Source organism: Marivirga atlantica, assembly GCF_016734805.1.
Lineage (GTDB): Bacteria > Bacteroidota > Bacteroidia > Cytophagales > Cyclobacteriaceae > Marivirga > Marivirga atlantica.
Genome location: NZ_JAERQG010000001.1, coordinates 1262515 through 1285730, shown reverse-complemented (window position 1 = coordinate 1285730; position 23216 = coordinate 1262515). Strand labels below are relative to the sequence as shown.

The 23216-nt window shown below is 36.1% G+C and carries 14 protein-coding genes; 10 read left to right on the top strand and 4 right to left on the bottom strand.

Features of this window, described 5'->3' with window-relative positions; all coding sequences use genetic code 11:
- Nucleotides 1-220 precede the first annotated feature (220 nt).
- Entirely contained in the window at nt 221-2866 is a 2646-nt protein-coding gene (locus JKP34_RS05800) for an AsmA family protein (protein WP_201918623.1), read from the bottom strand.
- 141 nt (nt 2867-3007) lie between these two features.
- On the opposite strand from JKP34_RS05800, the gene JKP34_RS05795 reads away from it, so the two are divergent.
- The 10 genes from JKP34_RS05795 (at nt 3008) to JKP34_RS05750 (ending at nt 21008) form a co-directional block, all read left to right on the top strand.
- Complete coding sequence (locus tag JKP34_RS05795; RefSeq protein WP_201918621.1) at nt 3008-4543, top strand: cryptochrome/photolyase family protein; 1536 nt, start codon at nt 3008-3010, stop codon at nt 4541-4543.
- Nucleotides 4544-4692: 149 nt separating this feature from the next.
- Nucleotides 4693-10038, top strand: coding sequence for a CARDB domain-containing protein (locus JKP34_RS05790; protein WP_201918619.1), 5346 nt, complete (start codon nt 4693-4695; stop codon nt 10036-10038).
- A 68-nt stretch (nt 10039-10106) separates the two neighbouring features.
- A complete protein-coding gene (locus JKP34_RS05785) occupies nt 10107-12860 on the top strand; it encodes an alpha-amylase family glycosyl hydrolase (protein WP_201918617.1) in 2754 nt (917 codons plus the stop codon).
- Entirely contained in the window at nt 12860-13591 is a 732-nt protein-coding gene (locus JKP34_RS05780; RefSeq protein WP_201918615.1) for an ion transporter, read from the top strand. The genes JKP34_RS05785 and JKP34_RS05780 overlap by 1 nt, the downstream gene beginning before the upstream one ends.
- A 1-nt stretch (nt 13592) precedes the next feature.
- Nucleotides 13593-13934, top strand: a complete 342-nt coding sequence (locus JKP34_RS05775; protein WP_201918613.1) for a hypothetical protein — start codon at nt 13593-13595, stop codon at nt 13932-13934.
- Nucleotides 13935-14041: 107 nt separating this feature from the next.
- On the top strand, nt 14042-16900 hold the full coding sequence (locus JKP34_RS05770; RefSeq protein ID WP_201918611.1) for a M16 family metallopeptidase: 2859 nt from the start codon (nt 14042-14044) through the stop codon (nt 16898-16900).
- A gap of 126 nt (nt 16901-17026) precedes the next feature.
- Entirely contained in the window at nt 17027-17914 is an 888-nt protein-coding gene (gene rlmF, locus JKP34_RS05765) for a 23S rRNA (adenine(1618)-N(6))-methyltransferase RlmF (RefSeq protein WP_201918609.1), read from the top strand.
- 74 nt (nt 17915-17988) lie between these two features.
- A complete protein-coding gene (locus tag JKP34_RS05760; RefSeq protein WP_201918607.1) occupies nt 17989-19014 on the top strand; it encodes a carboxypeptidase-like regulatory domain-containing protein in 1026 nt (341 codons plus the stop codon).
- A gap of 4 nt (nt 19015-19018) precedes the next feature.
- Nucleotides 19019-19504: an RDD family protein gene (locus JKP34_RS05755; RefSeq protein WP_201918604.1), complete on the top strand. Its 486-nt coding sequence runs from the start codon at nt 19019-19021 to the stop codon at nt 19502-19504.
- Between the two features lie 211 nt (nt 19505-19715).
- Nucleotides 19716-21008, top strand: a complete 1293-nt coding sequence (locus JKP34_RS05750; RefSeq protein ID WP_201918602.1) for a M20/M25/M40 family metallo-hydrolase — start codon at nt 19716-19718, stop codon at nt 21006-21008.
- Between the two features lie 7 nt (nt 21009-21015).
- Here the strand turns inward: JKP34_RS05750 and JKP34_RS05745 are convergent, their stop codons facing one another.
- From JKP34_RS05745 to JKP34_RS05735, 3 genes are all read right to left on the bottom strand, one after another.
- Entirely contained in the window at nt 21016-21444 is a 429-nt protein-coding gene (locus tag JKP34_RS05745; RefSeq protein WP_201918600.1) for a hypothetical protein, read from the bottom strand.
- Nucleotides 21445-21532: 88 nt separating this feature from the next.
- On the bottom strand, nt 21533-22414 hold the full coding sequence (locus tag JKP34_RS05740) for a DUF808 domain-containing protein (RefSeq protein ID WP_201918598.1): 882 nt from the start codon (nt 22412-22414) through the stop codon (nt 21533-21535).
- 229 nt (nt 22415-22643) lie between these two features.
- Nucleotides 22644-23126 (bottom strand): hypothetical protein, encoded by a 483-nt coding sequence (locus JKP34_RS05735; protein ID WP_201918596.1) that lies wholly within the window; start codon nt 23124-23126, stop codon nt 22644-22646.
- Nucleotides 23127-23216 lie beyond the last annotated feature (90 nt).

Genomic DNA, 23216 nt, shown 5'->3' with positions numbered 1-23216 from the left:
GCAACCAAAGGTATAAAATAGTGTTTAGGATAACTAGGATTTCTGCTTTTGGGAGTGGGATATAAGCAGTAATGAGCTTCAAGTTTCGAGCTGCGGGTTACGAGCTTCAACAATTATCTTGAAGCTCGTAACCTTTTACCCGTACCTCTTAACTAAAAAAGTATAATTCAATAATTTGCAAGTCAAAGGCAATTGATCATTGTCCATTGATAATTGATAATTATTGAATTCCTCCTCCACCAAAGATATCTTTCAATTTGCTTTTTGCTTTATCTTTCAGTTTTTTGGCTTCCTCTTCAGCTTTCTTTTTAGCTTCTTCTTCGGCTTTTTTCTTCAAGCGTTCAGCCTCATTTTTTGCGCTGTCTTTAGCTTGCTGGATTGTCTCCTCTGCCTCTGCTTTTAGCTTCTCTTTTTCCTCATCAATTTTATCATTCACAGCTGACTTTACACTACCCGAAACAGATTGCCCTCCCTCAGTTGTGGTTTTACCTAGCTTCACTTGAGGATTATCATAAGTACCACCAATGTTGAAATTCATATTGACAGAATTACCTACTACGCTGGTTTTAGACCCAAGCAGATTTGATATAGCCTGATTTGCAGCTGTACCTAAACTACCTGTAGGCACATTAAGCATAAAATTGTAACCTATTTTACCGGTAAAAGTGGTGTAGCCGTCAATAGTAGCTTTATACTTATCATACTTAATATCGAAAGGCTCTACACTAAACCTGCCATCTTTAATTTGTGCTTTTAATTTCACATCATTCAACTCAATGGTATTGGTTTTATCAAGCTTCGAAAGACTAGTTATTCCACTAATCACTTTGGAATCTTTCACAGCTGCTTGAGCCAGTTTAATCAAACCTGCACCATTTAAGGTCTCAAAATCAGGCATCATTTCCTGTGTCATGGCACCGTTCAAGTTAAAATTAGTGCTGAATTTACCTGTCATTTTCTCAGCCACAGGAATAAATTTTTGCACCGTCACCACATTCTTGAAAGTTTCAGGAATACTCAATTCAGAAATATCAAGATCGAAATTGAATTTAGGATCAAGCTCGTTTTCAGTGTTATAGTTACCAACCATTTTAATGCTTCCACCTAAGGTTTGGAAACTCAAAGGATCCATGGTGAGTATGCCATTTTGGATTTTTAACACCCCAACAGCATTTTTTAAATTAAAATTATCATAAACGATGGTGTTTATGTTGGCCTTAAAAGTAAAGTCAATGTCTTTCGGAACCACTACTAATTCCATTGCAGTAGTGTCAGTTGACTCTTCTGTGCTCTCTTCTGATTCTCCCATCATCTCGTTTACATCGAGCATATTAGCATTCAAGCTCATATTACCCACTAAAAGAGCATTTTCATCAAGTGCATAAGCCAAATAGTTGCTCAGTTGGCCTGAAACGGTAAAATCTGTTTTACCGAAATTTCCTTGCATATCACTAAGGGCAATGTTTTTAGGATCAAAGCTCATGGATGCTTTGGATATTTTCACTTCAGGATATTCTGCGCTTACATAGGTGAAGTTTTGTAATTGTAAAGTACCGGAAGTTTTAAGTTGATCGTAAGCTTCTGCTTCTACAGCTGCATAATTACCGGCAGAATTCAAATTAGCAATGATCACTCCGCCAACAGTAAAGTCTGTAGTTGGCTGAATTTTAGAGATGATGTCTAAATTTAGTTTGCCATTGGCTGTTAAATCCCAGCTTGGTGAATCAAAATTATTGACTTTTGCTTTGGCTGTAAACCTATCTTTATCAATATTCAACCCAAAGTTGTTAACAACCAAAGTACCTTCTTTCATGTCACCACTTTTTGATTCTGCCACCATGTCCAGCGCAATTTTCTCTATCGGAACTGGTACTTCAGCCGATTTCACATAAGCATCCTTAACATTTAAGGCTACTTTAAAACCTGGCATTTGCGTTTCATTATAAACGCCTTTTACGTAACCTGATAAATCAAAAGTGCCGTTGGTTTCCAAATCATCAAAGCCTTCGGCATACATACCAGGCACTAATGAAAGCACACTTTTAAAGCTATTATTATCAGCTTTGAAGTTGATGTCCATTTCATAATCATCAGTTGGCATGGCAAAGAATCCATCGAAACCTAAGCCCAATTGATTGACCTTAGCTTTTGCATCCTTGAAAGTGAATTTCATATTGTCTAGATCCATCCCCAAAAGCATATCAGCTTCTAAAGTTTTGTTGGACACATATACCACATCCTCATAGGCGAAATTGAAACTCTTCACAGAAGTGGAAGTATTCATATCAAAAACTGAAAGGGTAAAATCTCCGCTTCCACTGTGGTCAACCCCCTTTAATGAAAGCGCAATCTGCCCAGCCTGATCAAAGTAGCCAATAGTACCATCAATGATCTCCCAATGATCTACCCCAATCTGAATAGGTTCCGAACTGCTATCGGTTGTTTCTTCGGCTGTTTCATCAGAAGGCACTGTTATGTCATAATTAGCAGTGCCATCCTCTAACACCAATATATTGATGACTGGTTTATTAAGACTGATACCATTGATATTGATCGGGTCATCTGAAATAACTGACAATAAATCTAATTCAATAGAAAATTGCTGGGCTGCAAAAAGGGTATCTCCTTCAAAAGGAGCTTTATTAGTAATGGAAAAATCTTCAATCCCTACAGTGATATTCGGGAAGTTGGATAAAAGTGACAAACTAAAATTGGAGGGATCAAGATTGATATTGGCATTGACAGATTTGTCGATCTCCTTCTGAACGGTTTCAAAAATTTTATCCTTGAAAAGAAAAGGAACTAATATTACGGTTAGAAAAAGTAAGCCAATAATGCTTCCGAGAATGATCAAAAGTTTCTTCATTGCTGTGGTTTTGATGTTTCTATAAAGTTATAATAAATATACGCACGTTCATAAAAAGAAATTGTTAAGGGTGCGCTTATGTTTGGTTTTCATTAAAATAACAATCAAACCGGCATTCAGTTATTTTCCAAAATCATTTGTATGCCTAAAACCCTTCGATTAATACTGGGCGATCAGCTCAATCAGCAACATAGCTGGTTTAAAGAAAAGAATAGTCAAGTCACTTATTTAATGATGGAAATGCTGCAGGAAACAGACTACGTCACCCATCACATCCAAAAAGTGGCTGGCTTTTTTGCCGCCATGCGCGCATTCAAAGATTGGCTAAGAGAAGAAGGTCATCAAATAGTTTATTATAAAATTGATAGTGAACAAAATCAGCAGGATTTAAGCAAGAACATCAAAGCCTACCTAAAAGAAAACGAATTTGATAAGCTCGAATATCAGTTACCAGATGAATACAGACTTGATCAACAGCTAAAAGATTTACGTAACGAATTAAATATTGAAACGGAGGCTTTTGATACAGAGCATTTTCTCACGCAAAGAAATGATGTTGCCGAATTCTTTAAAGGCAAGAAGCAATATCTGATGGAAAACTTCTACCGCATGATGCGCAAAAAGCATGACATCATGATGGAAGGTGATGAGCCGGAAGGTGGTAAGTGGAACTACGATGAAGAAAATCGCAAAAAGTACAAAGGTGAAGTACCTATTCCCAAAGCATATTCTTATAAAACTGATGTATCCGACATAGTCTCATCAATTGAAAAAGCCGGCATCAAAACCATTGGTTCTATAGATGCTGAAAATTTTCATTGGCCCATTGATCGGCAACAGGCGCAGCAATTTGCCCGATACTTCTGTAAAGAGCTACTCCCCCATTTTGGTCGTTTTCAGGATGCCATGCATACTGAGGAGAAGTTTCTTTTCCATTCCAGAATTTCCTTTGCACTCAATACTAAATTGATCAGTCCGACAGAAATGGTGGATTATGTGCTTAAATATTGGCACGAAGATCAGGACAACATTTCAATTGCGCAGGTGGAAGGTTATATCAGGCAAATTATTGGCTGGCGCGAATTTATGCGCGGTATCTATTGGGCTAAAATGCCTGATTACGCTGAAAAGAATTTTTTCGACCACAAAAGAAAACTTCCAGAATGGTATTGGACGGGTGACACCAAAATGAAGTGCTTAGAGAAATCCATCAAACAATCATTATGCGATGCTTACGCACACCACATTCAGCGACTGATGGTTACCGGTAATTTTGCCTTACTCAACTTAACCGATCCTGCCGTAGTGGATGAATGGTATTTGGGAATTTACATCGATGCCATTGAGTGGGTAGAAATAACCAACACAAGAGGTATGAGCCAGTTTGCTGATGGAGGCATTATTGGTACAAAACCTTATGTAGCAAGTGCCAATTATATGAATAAAATGAGTAATTATTGCAGTAATTGCCATTATAGCAAAACCAAGAAATATGGTGATAAAGCCTGTCCTTTCAACTCACTTTATTGGAATTTCTACCATGTGCATGAGGATAAACTCAAGGGTAACCAGCGCATATCCATGATGTACCGCACCTGGGAAAAGAAAGGCAAAGAAGAGCAGCAAAAAATATTGAAGCAAGCAGAAACTTATTTGGATAAGGTGGATGAGTTGTAAACATGCTATTTACAGATTTAACAACTCATTCAGCATAAAAGACATACTGTTCATCGATAAGTTAGTCTCATGTACTAAAAAACTTAGTTTTTATATATTCTAAAAGCTTGATTCTCATTACTTTTGCAACTTGATTTATGCAAAATTCTATGAGAAAAGTAATATTACTATTTAGTTTCATACTGTTTACTTCCTTAAATTCTTTTGGTCAGGATTTAACCATTACCTCCATGACCATAGAAGAAAGCTACCATAGGCACTCGGCTTTTACTTATAGCATTACTGTAAAGAACATTGGAGTAGTTACTTCCAATTCAGCAACTCTAAAGGTATATTTAGGAGGTAATGCAACAGAGTATACCCATTATGTTGACTCTTATACAATTCCAGCACTTTCTGCTGATGAAAGCTTCTCAAAGACTTTTGAAATTGGAGGTTCTGAAAATTTAAACAGCATTGGAGAAGAGGTAGGTACTTATTATGTAAATGCCATCGTTGATCCAAACTCCTACAATTTTTCAGATGTGGACCATTCAAACAACAGTTTTCAGGCAGGAACTATAGAAGTTATTGCTTCAACTGCGGATGTAATTTTAAGTAACATCAATTTAAACCCGCAATCCAATCTGGTACAGGGGGGTATGCTTTCTTTTAGTGTTGATGCCACTAATCCTGGATCAAATATAAGAGGAGCTTACGTAAAAGCTTATTTGTCAGAGGATAATACTTTTGATCAGAATGATCTTGGATTGGATGGTTTAGAATATTTAAGATTTGATTATCAAAATAGTACAACGGGAAATATTTTGAATGATTTTGAAATTCCATTTAACCAACCAGAGGGTGAATATTATGTGTTTTTAGAGTTTGATAAAAATAACCGCATTGATGAAATTAATGAAGATAATAATATCTTCCATGGAGGATCTGTTCAATTGAATACATCAGATGCTGTCCTGAGTATTGAACCATATTCTGCAATTGTAGATTGGAATTCTACAGGTGTTCATATAGCATTTCAAATTGATAATTTAGGCAATTCTGAGGTTTCCAACTATAAGTATGATATTTCAGACACATATGGCTACGGCTCTATTCCGAGTCAAATGGGTTTTCAGAGTATAAGAGGAGGCGAAAGTTCTTTAGAATTTATAATGATCGATGATTGGCAAATCAATGGAAGCTATATCACTATTTCAAATGATGACCCAAAATACCCCATTATCTCGCCAACAGAAATCTATATTGGAAGCAAACCTGTTTTCAACTACAATTTTAATATCTCGGATGTTTATTTAACTGATAGTGTAGAAACAGAATCAGCTAAAATACCAATTTCAATTGATTTGGAGAATCCAAATAACACCTACATATCAGAATATGCAACATTAGATATTCAGCTATTATCAGAGGACAAACAAGTTTTAGAAGTATTCCAAAAGAATGAAAGAATAAGATTAAATAATTACAGTAACGAAACTTTAGATTTAGAATTACCCAACAGGCCAAGTCTTCGAGCGGGTATTTATGATGTAACTGTTGAAATAAATCTGGATTATGAAGATGGTAGTGCTGGTCCTTTTAGCAGTCAAATAGAAATATTCAGTTCAGACAATACCATCGATGTAGACGTAGTTGGGCAAAATGGTGATATCATTAATGAGGGAACTGTATATTTCTATGAAAAGGAAACTGACGGAAGCATTACTTATATAAAAAGTCAATCATTAGCAGAGGTAAATGGCACTGGAAATGCTAGTTTCATAAGGGCTGATGGAAACTTTATGTTCTATGTTGTACCAAACAAAACGGCCTTCCCAAATTATATAAGAACTGTCTCTGGGAATACTTTTAAGTTAACCGAATCGAGCTTCACGCAGGTTAATAATGATACAACCGTAGTAATAGAACCTATTTATGTGGATCCAAATCAAATGAATGGGTCAAAAACCATAGAAGGAAATTTATCAGCTGGCATGGTAACAGAAGGAGTGTCTTTTAAAACCAATGCAACCCCTGACTCTACAATTTTTAGTGAAACCCCTGTTTACCTTATAAAAGATAGCGAGATAGTATCCGTTACTTATACAACTCCTTTAGGACAGTTTGCTTTTTACAATGTTGAAGAAGGAGATTATGAAGTATTTTTTGATGATGGTGAAATTCTGGAAACGAATGATATGGAGGCTGAGGTGCTTTTGGAAGAGACTGATGATGTAGCTAAATTGGTAATAAATCAAAGTGGACAGGCAAGTGTAGAGAATTTAAAACTGGAAATAGAAACACTAAACGTCACTTCGGCAGATATTGAAGCTCACCATTTAGAGCTACCTATTAATCTGGAAATTACAAATTACTATAAAAGCAATAACATTGACACTTTATTTACTGAGTTCTATGCACTTATCACAAGCAACAATAAACAGATTGATTCCATAAATTTCTCAGAAACTATTTCCATTGCACAAAATGACACTTTAAGACTTAACAAGAGCCTTGACCTTTCTGCCGAGCTAGATACTGGAAATTATGAAGTAGAAATATATTACTTTACACAATTTCAAGATTCTGTTAAACAAGCCAAAGCCAACTCATTCAAAGTATTACCCACTACATATGACATTGAGGTAATTGTAAAAAATCAGTCTGGGAATCCAATAGTTTCCGGGATTGTAAAAATGTATAATATCGAAGGAGTGGATACGCTCTATGACATTGCATCACTAGATTCAACTGGGAAAGTACTTTTTAATTCTACCAGTAAAAATTATATACTTAAAGTCTATCCTGATACTGTACTTTACCCGAATGCATTACCAACTTACCATTCAGGCAGTATAGAATATCCTTACGGACTCAACCTAACTGAGGATGTTACAAAACAAATTAGAGTTGCAGAAATAACTAATAAACAGTTTAAAGGTACTAAAGAATTAGTGATGGACTTTAGTGACACTGAGCTTGATTCAGCCTCTACTTTAATCATGCTGTTATCAGCTGAAGATTCTATCCCACTTCAATATTACACTCCCACAACTCAAACTCTTCATTTAGAAGATTTAGAAGCAGGAGAATACCTTATGTATTTTGACGATGGAAATATTCTAAAATCGCATAGAAGCTCCATGTTTACCATTGACAGCATAAACGACCTTTATGTTGCCAAACTTTATGAAAGCTATGCCGATTCAGTTAGAAAATTTGACTATGACATTAGATTCGCAACAAGTTATGATGATACTGTGCAATACAATGGTAGAACGGAACAGCATATATCTATTGCTGCTAGCGTCTCCAAAGATTCATTCGATGAAAACAATATGTTGCCAGTATCCTTTAAAATAGAGTTTGTTAACCAATCCAATGGTGACACAGCAACTTTTATTTTTGACGAAATAATTAATTACAATTCCTTTTCAGCGTTTTCCAAGTCGTTGATACCAGAAGACCTATTAAGCCCGGGTAGTTATGATATTACTCTAAGTTATAGAAATAAATATACAGGAGGATTTACCGGACATTTCACATACCAAAAAACAATACTTGATAGCCATGTCATTTTAAACAATTTAGGATTGCTTACTTTGCCTAATCAAGAAGCTAATAATCTCAAGATTAATCTTGATATACATGGATCAAGCAGCCACCTAACTAATATACCAATCGAATATGAGTATTATATTTTAGATGAAAGTAATGATACAGTTACTTCTCGTAACTTTAATAAAAGACTAGATATTGATGCACATGAATCATTAAACTTAATAGACACTATTAACCTTGAAACACCTTTACCTTATGGGAATTATAAATTGATAACTAATTTTTACCCAGTTGGAAAAGGGCACTTTACAGATCAGATGAAATTTCTTGATTTTAAAATAAAGGATGAGGAGCTATCCCTTAAGCATCTATCTATAAACAAAAAACCTTCTTCCTCACTTGATTCGCTATTTTACAGTTTCACAGTTTACAAACCCGGAAGAGACTCTATAAATAATCTCGATATAAATCTCAGTTATTTTATTCTTCAAGATAATGACACAATTAAGTCTGATTGGGAAGATTTAAGATTAAACTTAGCTCAATTTGATAGTCTAGCTATAGACAGGAAAATATCTTTTACCGGAAATTTAATCGCAGGCGATTATACTTTAAGAGTGTTGCTCAAACATCCTAATAGTGCTCTTAATAAAATTAAGGATGTTCAATTTAGAGTAATTAATGAAGAAGTGATAATCAAGGATTTTGAATTTACCAATCAACCTTTGGCATATGATCAAAAGATTAACACAATATTTAGGGTTGCAGCAAATAATGAGGATTCTATAGCTAATATGAATGCTCAATTCAAATATTACATAATTAATAATAGCGACACTGTTCAAAGTGCAACAAGGGAAACAGTTTTAAACATCCCTAGAGGAGAAGAATTATTATTTAATGAAGAAATTCTACTCGATGAAGAATTGCAAGTTGGTGATTATCAATTAATACTTGAGCTAAAGCACCCGAATAAAGCGTTGAATAGGAAAGAAGAAGTCTTGTTTAGAGTTAAAAACGAAGCAGTTACTTTGAACAATATTGAAATGTCAGTTGAACCAACAATTATCAGCGATTCTCTTTTCTACAATTTCAAGCTAAGCGGGAACAAAGATGACGCTGTTTCCAATTTAGATGTGAATCTTAATTTCCATTTAATCCAAGAAGGCGATACGCTACAAACTAATAAAGAATCATTAAATCTTGATCTTGAGATTGGAGCAGAAGCTTCATACAACAAACAATTTGTTTTGTTAGATTCATTAGAACCTGCATCTTATCAACTATTTATTGAACTAGAGCACCCGATTCAAGAATTAAATAAAAGCATTGTAACTGACTTCCGCGTAAAAGATCCGACTTTTAGTGTCTCAAACCTATTAGTACCTGACAGCATAAGCGTTGAAGCAAATTCCGTTAACATATTATTAGAATTGACAGGAAATAATAATGACCCATTAGACTCTCTGAATACAACTTTCTATTTTGAGCTAATAGAAAATGATGTAAAAATAGGAGAAGAATTATTCGAGCGGGTATTAAATATTGATAAAAACTCTCAAATTAATTTATCTAAAACATTAGAGCTTAGCTCTATTGATATCAATAAAGTTTATCAATTAAAAGTTTATTATAAAAATCAATTTACCTCTGAAAATTCAAGCGCTGTATACAAAAGCTTAAGTCTTTATAGTTCATCTGAAGTAATTACTGCTTCGAAAGAAATATCTCAAAATACTTATGAGGTCTATCCAAATCCTTTTAACAATGAGATAACCATTGATGGAGAATTTCAAAAGGCATTTCTATACAACTCTGAAGGAAAAGTGGTTCGATCAATTATTAAAGCAAATAGCTCATTCAAGAGTTTAATAGATTTAGAAGCTGGCATCTATATGTTGGTTTTGGAGATGAATGGAGAAACTAAATTTACTAAGCTAATTAAGCAATAATGAGTATCAACAAGCTCTAGCTAATCACTTCTAAAATCCGTATTTTTGATAGTCACAATAATCAAAACATGCGGATTTTAGCTTTTATATACCTTACACTTATTTCATTTCAGTCCATTGCTCAAACTACCTCTGTTCGTTTTGAGGTGAATATGAATGAGCAAATCAATCAGGATAAATTCAGTGCCGCTACAGAGTTTGTAGATATAGCAGGTTCATTTAATGCCTGGGGCGATCCTAATGGATTGATGCTTTCTGACGAGGATGAAGATGGCATTTACACTGCAAATACCAGCCTTTCAATCGGTAGCAATATAGAATTCAAAGCACGCATTAATGGTGAATGGGGCGGTCGTGAGGAGTTTGCAGGAGGTGGCCCAAACAGAAGCCATACCGTATCAGCAGATGACATCATAGCATTTTGGTACAATGATGAGGTACCTGATAACATCTTAGCCGTAGATATCTCAGCTTCCACTTATTTTGGGGTACCTGGAGAAGTCATTCAATTTTCTGATAATTCAAACGGAAACCCTGTAAGTTGGGAATGGACTTTTGAAGGAGCTAACCCAAGTAGCAGCACAGACCAAGACCCAGTGGTAACTTATGCCTCCGAAGGACAATACAATGTTACACTCACCATAACAAATGCAGAAAATGAAAGCTTGAGCAAGACCTTTACCAACTTTATCACCATAGGCAATACAGAAACTTATTGGTGGAATGAGTCTGTCTTTTACGAAATATTTGTCCGCAGTTTTTATGATAATGATGGAGATGGAAAAGGCGATTTTCAAGGATTGATTAAAAAATTGGATTACCTCAATGATGGCAACCCAGCTACACATAATGATTTAGGCATTACAGGCATCTGGCTTATGCCTATACAGGAATCGCCCAGCTACCATGGCTATGATGTAACAGATTACAGAAAAGTTGAGCCTGATTATGGCACTAATGAGGATTTCAAAGAATTCATTGCCGAAGCACATAAGCGTGGCATCAAGGTAATAATAGATTATGTGATGAACCATAGCTCAAGTGAGCATCCCTGGTTTATCGATTCCAAGAATCCTGCTGATGAAAAAAGAGATTGGTACGTTTGGTCAGACAGCAACCCTGGCGGATTAGGGCCTTGGGGACAACAAGTTTGGCATAACTCAAATGGAGATTATTACTATGGCATCTTCTGGGGAGGAATGCCTGATTTGAATTACAACAGTGCATCGTTGAAAGATGAAATGTTTGACATCTCTACCTTTTGGCTGGAAGACATGCAAACCGATGGCTTTCGGTTAGATGCGGTAAAATACATCTATGAAAGTGAAGCAGGCCTGGAAGATTTACCCGAAACCTTCGAATTCTGGAAAGATTTCAGAAATCATTATAAAAGCATAAATGAAGATGCCTTTGCAGTTGGTGAAGCATGGACCTCCACTGATAAAGCTAGAAAATATGTAGTTGATGGTGGGTTGGATTATGTTTTTGAATTTGATTTGTCAAACGCCATCATCAATGCAGTAATGAATGAAAATGGATCGCTCTTTAAAACCCAAATACAAAATGTAATGGGTAGCTATCCTTACCTGCAATTTGGCACTTTCTTAACCAACCATGACATTAACAGAATAATGGATGTTCTAGGTAACGATGAGGATAGAGCAAAACTTGCTGCCAATTTTTTACTGACCATTCCTGGCGTTCCTTATCTTTATTATGGAGAAGAAATTGGTATGCGCGGCACCAAGCCTGATGAAGACATCAGAAGACCTATGCAATGGAACAATAAAAATGCAGCAGGTTTTACTACTGGTAATCCTTGGAGAGCACCTTTTAATGATTTTAGCTCAAAGAATGTGGAAAACCAACAATTAGATACCGCTTCTTTATGGAGTGAATACCACCAATTAATTGCTATCAGAAATAACCAGCCTGCATTGCAAAAAGGTAATTATAAGGCCATTGACGCTTCTACTGAGCAAGTTTCCGCCTATTTAAGACAATTCGAGGATGAACATATCATAGTAGTGCACAACTTAAGTTCAGAGATTATTGAATCAGTTCAATTAAGTGCCAGCCTTACCAATATTAATTCCGGTACTTATACGCTCCTTGATTTAAAATCTGGGAGGGCAATACCTTTAACTGTGGCGTCAGATGAGCGTCTTTCCATTTCTCTAGAAAATTTAAGCCCTCAAAAGACTTATATTTTCAAGGTTTTATCAGCTGATGCACTTACTTCCAACTTAAAATTAATGGTAGATATGAACCATTTAATCAACAATGGTGAATTCGATCGGGCTACTGAAACAGTTGATTTAGTTTCAACAGAAAATGATATGGGGAATAGTATGGGAGTATTATCAGATTCAGATAAAGATGGTATTTATGAGTTGACACTTGAGAATATCCAAATTGGTAAATCGGTTAGCTACAAATACCGTATCAACAATACTGACAACGACCGTTCTGAATTTTCCAATTCCGATTATTTAAGAAGCTATAGAATTCAGGAAGGTGAAAATATAGTGCTGGATATTTACGATCAAAATGGCACTGTATTAAGTAACAGCAACAAACTTGAGAGCCAGATTCAGCTTTATCCTAACCCTGCCAAAGACTATATACAAGTTATATTCGAAGGTGAAATCTCTTCATTGAAATACATGATTCTTGACATGCAGGGAAAACTTAAGCTTCAGGGAACATTAATCTCTGGCCAACAAAGTATCAGCATTAAGAATTTAGCCGAAGGTCTGTACTTTGTTCAGCTTAGTACCGGTAAAAGCACTTCTGTTAAAAAGATTTTGGTTGATAGGTAATGAAAAGATTAAGGGATTATCTAAGAGAAATAGTTTCCGATAACACTACTCGAAAAGGAAGAATATTTGATTATTGTATTCAAGCTTTAATCCTAATCTCCCTTGTAAGTTTCTCGATTGACACATTGCCTAATTTGGATAGTCAAACGCAGAAAATCCTTGACCTAATAGAATTAGTAAGTATTATTATTTTCTCTACAGAATATTTTCTAAGAATTTTCGTAGCCAAAAGACCATTTAAATACATTTTTAGCTTTTACGGACTTATTGACCTTCTTGCTATTTTACCTTTTTACATTAGAACCGCTTTAGATTTAAGAGTACTAAGAACATTTAGAGTTTTCAGGATTTTCAGATCACTCAAACTAATCCGTTACAACAGAGCTCTTGAAAGATTTCATATTGCAACCAGAGTGATCAGAGAGGAAATAGTATTATTCTCTGTGATGACTGGGGTCCTGCTATTCATCTCTGCTTCGGGTATTTATTATTTTGAGAATGAAGCCCAGCCAGCGCTTTTTCAATCTATCTTCCACAGCTTATGGTGGGCCATTGTTACACTCACCACGGTTGGCTACGGTGATGTTTATCCAATCACAGTTGGTGGAAGAATTTTCACTTTCTTTGTATTATTGATAGGGATTGGTGTGGTAACAGTTCCAGCAGGTTTGTTTGCTTCTGCCCTTTCAAAAGCCAGAGAAATGCAAGATAAAGAACCTAAACACTTATAATTTGGAAACAGCACTTTTTACACTAGCAGGCACACTCTTCGGAGGACTTATCTCCTACTTTCTTAACAGACAACAGTTTAAACAACAACTCAAGCTTCATCAGGAAGAAAATAAAACCGAGTTTATGGCTGAAAGTACTGCCAAACATTTTCTGAGTCATAAAGCTTATACCGATCGGTCTTTTGAAACCTTGCAAAACCATATGGGAGGTTTTGAGGATGACGAATTGCGCAAAATACTGGTTCGTGCAGGAGCCATCAGAGTCTATCGTGAAGATGGTACCGAATGGTGGCGTTTGTTAGATCGAATGGATGAGTATATTGAGAGTAAAAAGAATAAATAAGTAAATTAGTTCAAATCTTCATTAGATTATTTAATATACACAACAAGTTAAATCACCACATCTTCTAGCTTCTTTTACTATCTTTAAAAAAACTAAAACTTTTAAAGATGAAGAAAATACTATTTGTGTTGTTTGCTTTTATAAGCACAACTGCTTTCAGCCAAACTAAGCTGATAGAGAAGGTACCTCAGGTAGAGGGCAAAATCGTAATCCCCTACGAAAAGTATGAGCTAGACAATGGCCTAACCCTGATAATTCATGAAGACCATTCCGATCCGGTTGTTCATGTAGATGTAACTTATCATGTGGGTTCTGCAAGAGAAGAACTCAACAAATCCGGGTTCGCACACTTCTTTGAGCATATGATGTTTCAAGGCTCTGAGAATGTAGCTGATGAAGAACATTTTAAATTGGTAACGGAATCAGGTGGTAGATTAAACGGAACTACGAACAGAGACAGAACAAACTATTTTGAAACGGTACCAAGCAACCAACTTGACCGCATGTTATGGTTAGAAGCTGACAGAATGGGTTTCTTATTACCAGCTGTAACGCAAGAGAAATTTGAAGTTCAACGCGCTACTGTTAAAAATGAAAAGGGTCAGAATTACAACAACAGACCTTACGGTTTATTCAGAGAGGTGAACGCTGCATCTCTTTATCCTTACGGACATCCTTATTCATGGCTTACCATCGGTAAATTAGAAGATCTGGATAGAGTTGACGTGACAGATTTAAAGAAATTCTTTTTAAGGTGGTACGGTCCAAATAATGCTACATTAACTGTAGGAGGAGATGTAGACCCAGAAGAAGTTATCAAAAAGGTTGAGAAGTACTTTGGAAGTATTCCTTCAGGTCCGGAAGTTGATCCAATGGCCTTAAAGCCAGTAACTATAGATGAAGACAGATATGTGAGCTATGTGGATAGTAATATCAGATTTCCTTTATTATTATTTACTTACCCAACAGTGCCTCGTTTTCATGAAGACGAAGCTGCTTTAGATTGCTTATCTGAAATTCTAGGCGCAGGAAAAAGCTCTTATTTCTACAAGAAATTTGTATTAACACAAAAGGCTATTCAGGCCAGTACATTCCACCCAACTAGTGAGCTAGCGGGTGAGTTCACCATGTTTACACTTCCCTTCCCTGGACAGAAATTAGCAGATTTTGAAAATGAGGTTAGGGAAATCCTTAAGGATTTTGAGGAAAATGGCGTAACTGATGCGGATATCGAGAAGTTCAAGGCCAATTATGAGTCTAACACTATAAATGGTTTAGCCAGCGTAAGTGGTAAAGTAAGTCAGCTAGCTTCTTATGAAACCTTTAGAAATGATCCGAATTACATCCAAAAAGATTTAGACAGATATTTAGCTGTAACTAAAGAGGATGTTATCAGAGTATTTAACAAATACATTAAAGGTAAGCCAGCGGTTATTCAAAGCGTGCTTCCTAATGATCAGGTAGAACCTGCCGCTCCTGATAATTATGAGCCTAAAACTGAAGGCGAAAATCCTTTCCCTACAACTGATTACTCAGGCTTAAGCTATAACAGACCTGATGATGGTAAGTACGATAGAAGTAAGAAGCCTGTTCCAGGTCAGAGCCCATTGGTAAAAGTACCTACAATTTGGAATGAAAAATGGAGCAACGGTATGAAAATCATAGGAACGGAAAGTAATGAAATACCTACTGTTGCTATTCAGCTGACTTTAAATGGAGGTCACCAGTTAGATGCTAATGATCCTACTAAATCAGGACTTGCAAGCTTAACTGCAAGTATGATGAACGAAGGAACCACTTCACTAAGCTCTGAGGAATTTCAGGAAGAGCTGAGAAAAATAGGAAGCTCAGTTTCATTCTATGCCGGACAAAACTCAACAGTGTTATCTATCAATACATTGGTTAAAAATCTGGACAGAACATTGGAGTTAGCAGAAGATGCTCTAATGAATCCTAGATTTGATTCTGCCGATTTTGCAAGAAATCAAAAGCAAACAATCGAAGGAATAAAATCTAATGAAACAGATCCTTCTTCCATAGCGAGTTTTGTTTATGATAAATTAATTTATGGCGACAACCATATCTTCTCGGTGCCGTCTTCCGGACTTGCCGAAACGGTTGAGAATATCACTTTAGATGACGTAAAGAGCTTCTATAAAAAATATTATTCACCAAAAGTTGGCGAATTAGTAGTTGTAGGTGATGTCTCAAAAGAGGACATTCTACCTAAACTTTCGTTCTTAAAATCATGGACAGGTCCAGATGTCAAAATGCCTTCATTAACATTTGAGGCTGATACAGATAAAACAAAGATTTATTTGGTTGATAAAAAAGATGCTGCACAGTCACAAATAAGAATAGGTTATTTGACAGATATGACCTATGACCCAACAGGAGAGACTTACAAAGCATACTTGATGAACTACAATTTAGGTGGTGCTTTTAATAGTCGTATCAATTTAAAGCTAAGAGAAGAAAAAGGATGGACCTATGGTGCCCGTTCTTACTTTGAGACAGGTGAAAATCCGGGACCATTTACTGCCAGCGCTGGTGTGAAAGCCGATGCTACAGATAGCTCTGTATATGAGTTCATGACCGTAATTACCGATTACAGGGAAAATGGTGTAACACCTGCAGAGGTGGATTTCATGAAGAAATCTATTGGTCAGCAAGATGCTTTAAACTATGAAACGCCAAGACAAAAAGCCGGTTTCCTGCGTAGAATTGTACATTATGATTTAGATGAAGATTATGTGAAAGAGCAGATGAAGATTCTAAACAAAATTACTAAGAAAGAACTTGATCAGATTGCCAAAGACAGACTGAAAACAGACCAAATGGTGATTGTTGTAGTTGGTGATGAAGCTTCAAATATAGAAGGTCTGAGAAAATTAGGATATGAAATTGTAAAACTTAACGCCAAAGGTGAGCCAGTAGAAGGCGAATCCATGGAAAGCGGAAAATAACCTTTCTAAAATTATAAGCTTAAAAGCTCGATAGACTTCTATCGAGCTTTTTTATTCACATCAGTTTATATCAATTGCATTATTTCTAATACCTTGTAATCAAGGCATGAAATAAATGCTGATAAAATGGCAAAAAAAGGTAGTTTACATCCTCAAAGCAAACATCACGGCAGGTATAGCTTCCCTCCTCTTACAAAGGCTAACCCTGCTTTAAAACAGCACCTTTTTGTAAATGAACATGGTCAGGAGACTATTAATTTCTTCGATCCTGAAGCTGTAAAGGAATTGAATAAAGCATTACTGTTGCATCATTATGAGCTACAATACTGGGATATCCCAAATAACAACCTTTGTCCTCCTATACCAGGACGAGCCGATCACCTCTTGTATCTAAAAGATTTACTAGATGCTACGCCAGCAGGCACAACCGAGCAAACAACGGTATTAGATATTGGAACAGGCGCCAATTGCATTTATCCTTTAATTGGCGCTAGTCTTTTCGGGTGGCATTTTGTAGGCAGCGAAATAGCTAAAGACTCTGTTGAAGCTGCTCGAAAGAATGTTACCAATAATACAGCTATTGCCAGGAAAATTGGTATTCGTCTACAAAAGGACAAGCAATCCATTTTGAATGGAATTATCAGGCCTGATGAGTATTATCACCTCACAATGTGTAATCCACCTTTTCATGCTTCGGCAAAAGAGGCTGAAGCTGGCACAAAACGAAAACTGAAGAATTTAAAGGGCAAGGTAACTGCAAAGGTTGAATTAAACTTCGGTGGCCAAAGCAATGAGTTATGGTATCCGGGAGGAGAAATTCAGTTCGTAAAAAACTACATACGAGAAAGTAAAGCTTTTGGCGATCAAGTATTATGGTTTAGCTGTTTAATCTCGAAAGAAGATAATCTACACAAACTTAAAAAGGTGTTACAGAAGCAAGAAGTTAAAAGATTTCGAGTATTAGATATGGCTCAGGGAAACAAAAAAAGTCGAATTTTAGCCTGGAGCTTTTAAGGCATAAATTTGATTATTAATCCACTCCGATGAGCTAATTAACTTTGGTGAATTGTAAACTCAAATCATTAAGCATGAAGAATCATTTACTCCTAATATTATTTTTTAGTTGTAGCATTAATTTATCAGCTCAGTTTATTAAAGGTAAAGTTTCAACTGAGGAAGGTGAAGCACTCGTTGGAGCCACAGTTTATATTGATGGTACCACAATAGGAGACGCTACTAACACAGAAGGTGAGTTTTCCTTCGAATATAAGAACAACCTCAATGCCCTGATGGTAATAAGCTTCTTAGGTTACAAAAAAGCATATATAGAACAACCAAGGGCAGATACAAACTATAATATTATCTTAAAAGAAGATGTATCAGTTATGAATGAGGTAGTGGTTTTTAATAATCCATTTACTCGTGAGCAAATGATGAAAGCCTTTAAAGAGCAGTTTATTGGTGATAAATCTTTACAGAAGAAATGTGTGATTCTCAACGAAGAGGATATCCGTTTTAAGTATAATCCTAGAACCTTGTCATTCTCAGCTACTGCCTCCAAACCACTTCACATAATGAATAACTATTTAGGTTATGAAGTAAATTATGATCTCGTTCAGTTTCAGAGTATCTACTACAGTTTCACACTAAATGTCAATGAGATCAGATCTAACACTTATTCAGGTACCGCACAATTTATAGAAAAAGAAAGCAACAAAAAGCTTCTGAAAAGAAGAAATAAAGCATTTGAGAATTCTACTATTTCCTTTTTCAGGGCACTTAAAGCAAATAAACTAAAAGAAAATGGCTACCAGCTTTATTTTAAAAGTTTCCCTGTTGAACCGGAGCGATTTCTAAGTTTAGAAAATGCTAACCAGATGACCAGTGTGACCGTAGAGCAACAAGAAAGAGGTTTCAATCCGAAAAATTTTGTAGCTCGTCTGAGCATCCTTTATAATAAAAAGGAGCAATCAGCTGTCAGTTTTTATACTAATAACTTTTTGATAGACACGAATGGAATTCACACCAATTTCAATGAAATCCTGTTTTCAGGTACAATAGCCAATAAGAAAATGGCTTTAATGTTACCTGCCAACTACCAACCAAATCCATAAAACTATGATTTTGTTAATAATCAAAAGAGCTATCGCCACATTCATTGATTACCTAATTATTGGCAGTTATGCGTTTATTTTATGGGCCACTTTCTCAAATATGAGTATACCTGTTCTAGGCCCTATTGAAGGCCAATTAACTGGTCTAATAAGTTTAACAATACCAGCATTTCTGTATGTATATCTTACTGAGAAAGGAAGACATAAAGCCACACTGGGGAAAAGAATCCTTAAAATTAAACTTCGAACTTCTACCAATGAAAGCTCCATCTTTATTAGAAACTTCCTAAAATTTCTTCCCTGGGAGCTCGCGCATACTGGCATTCATTGGTTGTTTTATTATGAAAACAAGGGTTTGCAAATTCCATTCTGGGTTTGGGCTTTAATGGTTTTACCACAAATTCTAGTCTTCGGATATTTTATAAGCTTGTTTTTTAGTAAAGGTGAAAGAACTATTTATGACAGGCTTGCCAAAACAAGTGTACATTAGACTCCTCTTCTCAAAGTTATGAGCAGTGAAATACTGAAGAGTCAAATTTATCTAAATATAAGAGCCATTTAGCAAGCACACTTTCTGGAACAGATTCCCGATTTCTCGGGAATGACGGGTTGGAAAAAGATTATCCACTATTGTATAGATCCACTTTAAACAAAACCTCTCAAATTTTATTAATTTGAACAGACCAATAAACCTTTAATTCATGTTCAGATTTTTTCTTTCAATCGTTCTTACCTTATTCCTCATAACTTCATCTTTTGCACAAAAAGATAAGACTGAGCGTAAACTGGTGCAGTCTGTAGATAAACATACAGCTTATTATACTGATTTGCTGAAAGAGCTAGTAAACATGAACAGCGGCACCATGAATTTCGAGGGTGTAAAATCCGTAGGCATGCGACTTAAAAGCGAATTTGAAAAACTCAATATGGATGCCACCTGGAAGGATGGTGCCTCATGGAACAGGGCAGGTCATCTAATCGCTGAAACCAAAGGCAATAAAGGTCCAAAGCTTTTATTAATTGGTCATTTAGATACCGTATTCGAGCCAGACAGTCCTTTTCAAAGCTATGAAATGCTTAACGATAGCATTATGAAAGGTCCGGGAGTAGCAGATATGAAAGGTGGCGATGTGATTATTCTCATGGCACTTAAAGCCTTAAAAAAAGCAAAGCTACTTGACCAGATGCAAATTAAAGTAGTGATGACAGGTGATGAAGAAAAAAGTGGAAGCCCAATAGAAGCCTCTAAAAAAGCATTAACTGATGCAGCCGAATGGGCTGACATTGCCCTTGCTTTTGAAAATGCAGATGGTGATCCAAAAACGATTGTAGTGGCTCGTAGAGGTTCATCTAGCTGGTCATTAAAAGTCAAAGGAAATGCCGCCCATAGCTCACAAGTGTTTACTGATAAAGTAGGTGTTGGTGCTATTTATGAGGCTTCTCGCATTCTCGACAGCTTCTATCAGGAATTAAGCAAAGAAGAAAATCTAACTTTCAATCCCGGAGTAATAGTGGGTGGTACACAGACTACTTTTGACGCAAATACCAACTCAGGCACCGCATTTGGTAAAACCAATGTGGTAGCACAAGAAGTAACAGTTCAGGGCGATATTAGAGCTGTAAGCAAAGAACAATTAGCAATGGCTAAAGCTAAAATGGAGCAAATTGTAAATGAAAACTATCCTGGTACTTCTGCCGAGTTAACTTTCAAAGCTGGTGGCTATCCTCCACTAGCCTCCACAAAGGGCAATCACCGATTATTAAGTTTATATAATGAAGTAAGTGAGGATTTAGGTTTTGGCACAGTGGAAGCTGTAAATCCTCGTAATGCCGGTGCTGCAGATGTAAGCTTCACAGCTGGCTTGGTAGATATGGCCATAGACGGTATGGGTCTAAGCGGTGCTGATGACCATACCATCAACGAAACTGGTGATCTGAGTAAATTAGCTGTTCAGGCTAAAAGAGCAGCTGTTTTAATGAAGCGATTGAAATAGCAGCAGTTTATCTTTCGAATTTTAAGATATGACCATCCACACAGGCATTGCTTATTGTTAAAATCCCCTTAGGGATATCATCTTTAATTAAAACTCCTAGTCCGTTCGATTCAACTTTGATAAACTTGTTATCGTCATAATTACATCCATTATCACCAAATTCGTAGGTATGAATTCCCTTTTCAATTACATTAAAATCAACACCGGCAGCCATTTCAATAAATAATACTTTTTCCTCTGTATTAAAATGCCATACAATTTCACCTCTATCAAAAGTTAGTTGATCATCTTGAAAAAAGACATTGGGCATATATTCAACCAAATGCCAGCTACCTTCAATTTCACTTCCTTGATTGAAATCATCGGTTGAATTCTTACATGAACTTATCAAAAGAGAAAAAAATAATAGGGGGATTAAGTAATTAGAAACTTTCATTTCTTTTTAAGTTAAAAACTATGATTAACTCAAAATATTTCATTTTTCTCAACTTTATTGAAGCTAAGTGTTTCCCCTCTTTCTAATATTAATCTTTATTATTAACAGCCCCTTTCACCAGTTTAAACAATTTAAAAATGAGCAGGGCGATTATGCCAACTACTAAACCAACAAGTAGCTCAGCCAGCATAGAAGGCAAAGCATGCAAAAGCTCATGTAAATAATGAATGTTGTGTACGTAAAGTCCACCCCCAACTAATAACATGGCAACAGTACCCAACACCGTGAGTGCTCTGATTAACCAAGGCAATAATTTAATAAGTCCAGCTCCCAGCTTAGCCATAAAGCTTTCTTTTGAATCACTCCTGGCTATCAGTTTATAACCTAAATCATCCATTCTTACCAGTAGTGCCACTACCCCATAAACACCTATTGTTGCCAGTACAGCTATAATCGTTACCACTATAATTTGCAGGAGAATTTCTTCTTCCACCACATTACCCAAGGCAATCATGATAATTTCTATAGAAAGGATAAAATCAACTAAAATGGCGGATTTAATTTTGGCCTTTTCGCGAGCCAGTATTTCCTTTTTTGAAAGCTTAGTATCCAGGTCATTCTGCTTTTTCTCTCCTTTATGAAAGAAATACCCATAGATTTTCTCTACGCCTTCAAAAGCTAAATAAGTACCACCAATTAAAAGGATGGGGGTAATCACTACAGGCAGATAAGCACTTAACAGAAAAGCTACTGGCAGTATAATCAGTTTATTCAGTAATGAGCCTTTGCTAATTTCCCATAACACGGGTAGCTCTCTGGCTGCCACAAAACCTGAAGCTTTTTCTGCATTTACAGCCAAATCATCGGCCAGGAGGCCTGCTGTTTTTTGAGTGGTACTTTTGCTCATGGCTGCTACATCATCCATAAGCGTTGCGATGTCATCGAATAAGGCAAAAAATCCTGAGGCCATAATATTTATAGAGTTTAAGAGGCAAAACTATGTGAATTTTAGGAAATAAGAAGGGTGGAGAAGGAAGTTTAGAGTTGTCAGGCTTCGCTAGCGCGAGCTTGTAGCTCGTGCTATTTTAACCGATGATCTTTGCTGGCGCGAGTTCAATGTCGTTAAGTTAAGTTTTTTTTCATATGATTTGATAGTGGATTGATTTGTAAACTCACTCAAAATAGGTATATTAATAAATTTAATTTGTTAATTTTTCTGTCTTGCTGAATTGCTTTTTCTTGAGTGAAACTCCTGTAGTTAAATCTTCTAACACCATAATCGTATCTGATAATTCTGAAACCAGATATGTAACATAGCTCGGTTTGTCATTTTGCTTTATCTCTTTGCCATCAGACCCATGTACTACATAATTAGGATCGATTTTTGACTCGATAACTAAAGTATCATTCACTAGCTTCCACGATTTCATCAAGAGTGACATATAAGGCAATATCACATCCTTTCCATCGGCTTGCATAACAGGACCAAAAATACCAGATCGGTCTTCGTGAAACTCCAAATACCAGCCTTGAACTTGTCCATTATCTATCACCCTCATCCAATTGCCGACCAACAGCTTTTCCCTTTGATTTAGTTTTTCATAATTACTTTGACTACTAGAACAGGCAGAGAGTATTAAAAGAATAAGCGTGAATAGATACTCCGTTGATTTAGACATCATAATTTAAAATTAACGAGTTCCTTATTATAAGCAAGTATTGGGCACATCATCAATGGTAATGGCCACTTTTTGCTCTGAATCAACTGTTAA

Excerpts from the sequence above, each read along its gene's own strand:
- JKP34_RS05740 (WP_201918598.1), bottom strand. The coding sequence starts at position 22,414 with ATGGCCTCAGGATTTTTTGCCTTATTCGATGACATCGCAACGCTTATG.
- JKP34_RS05760 (WP_201918607.1), top strand. The coding sequence starts at position 17,989 with ATGAAGAATCATTTACTCCTAATATTATTTTTTAGTTGTAGCATTAAT.
- JKP34_RS05790 (WP_201918619.1), top strand. The coding sequence starts at position 4,693 with ATGAGAAAAGTAATATTACTATTTAGTTTCATACTGTTTACTTCCTTA.
- JKP34_RS05795 (WP_201918621.1), top strand. The coding sequence starts at position 3,008 with ATGCCTAAAACCCTTCGATTAATACTGGGCGATCAGCTCAATCAGCAA.
- JKP34_RS05800 (WP_201918623.1), bottom strand. The coding sequence starts at position 2,866 with ATGAAGAAACTTTTGATCATTCTCGGAAGCATTATTGGCTTACTTTTT.
- JKP34_RS05745 (WP_201918600.1), bottom strand. The coding sequence starts at position 21,444 with ATGAAAGTTTCTAATTACTTAATCCCCCTATTATTTTTTTCTCTTTTG.
- rlmF (WP_201918609.1), top strand. The coding sequence starts at position 17,027 with ATGGCAAAAAAAGGTAGTTTACATCCTCAAAGCAAACATCACGGCAGG.
- JKP34_RS05750 (WP_201918602.1), top strand. The coding sequence starts at position 19,716 with ATGTTCAGATTTTTTCTTTCAATCGTTCTTACCTTATTCCTCATAACT.
- JKP34_RS05735 (WP_201918596.1), bottom strand. The coding sequence starts at position 23,126 with ATGATGTCTAAATCAACGGAGTATCTATTCACGCTTATTCTTTTAATA.
- JKP34_RS05785 (WP_201918617.1), top strand. The coding sequence starts at position 10,107 with ATGCGGATTTTAGCTTTTATATACCTTACACTTATTTCATTTCAGTCC.
- JKP34_RS05780 (WP_201918615.1), top strand. The coding sequence starts at position 12,860 with ATGAAAAGATTAAGGGATTATCTAAGAGAAATAGTTTCCGATAACACT.
- JKP34_RS05770 (WP_201918611.1), top strand. The coding sequence starts at position 14,042 with ATGAAGAAAATACTATTTGTGTTGTTTGCTTTTATAAGCACAACTGCT.
- JKP34_RS05755 (WP_201918604.1), top strand. The coding sequence starts at position 19,019 with ATGATTTTGTTAATAATCAAAAGAGCTATCGCCACATTCATTGATTAC.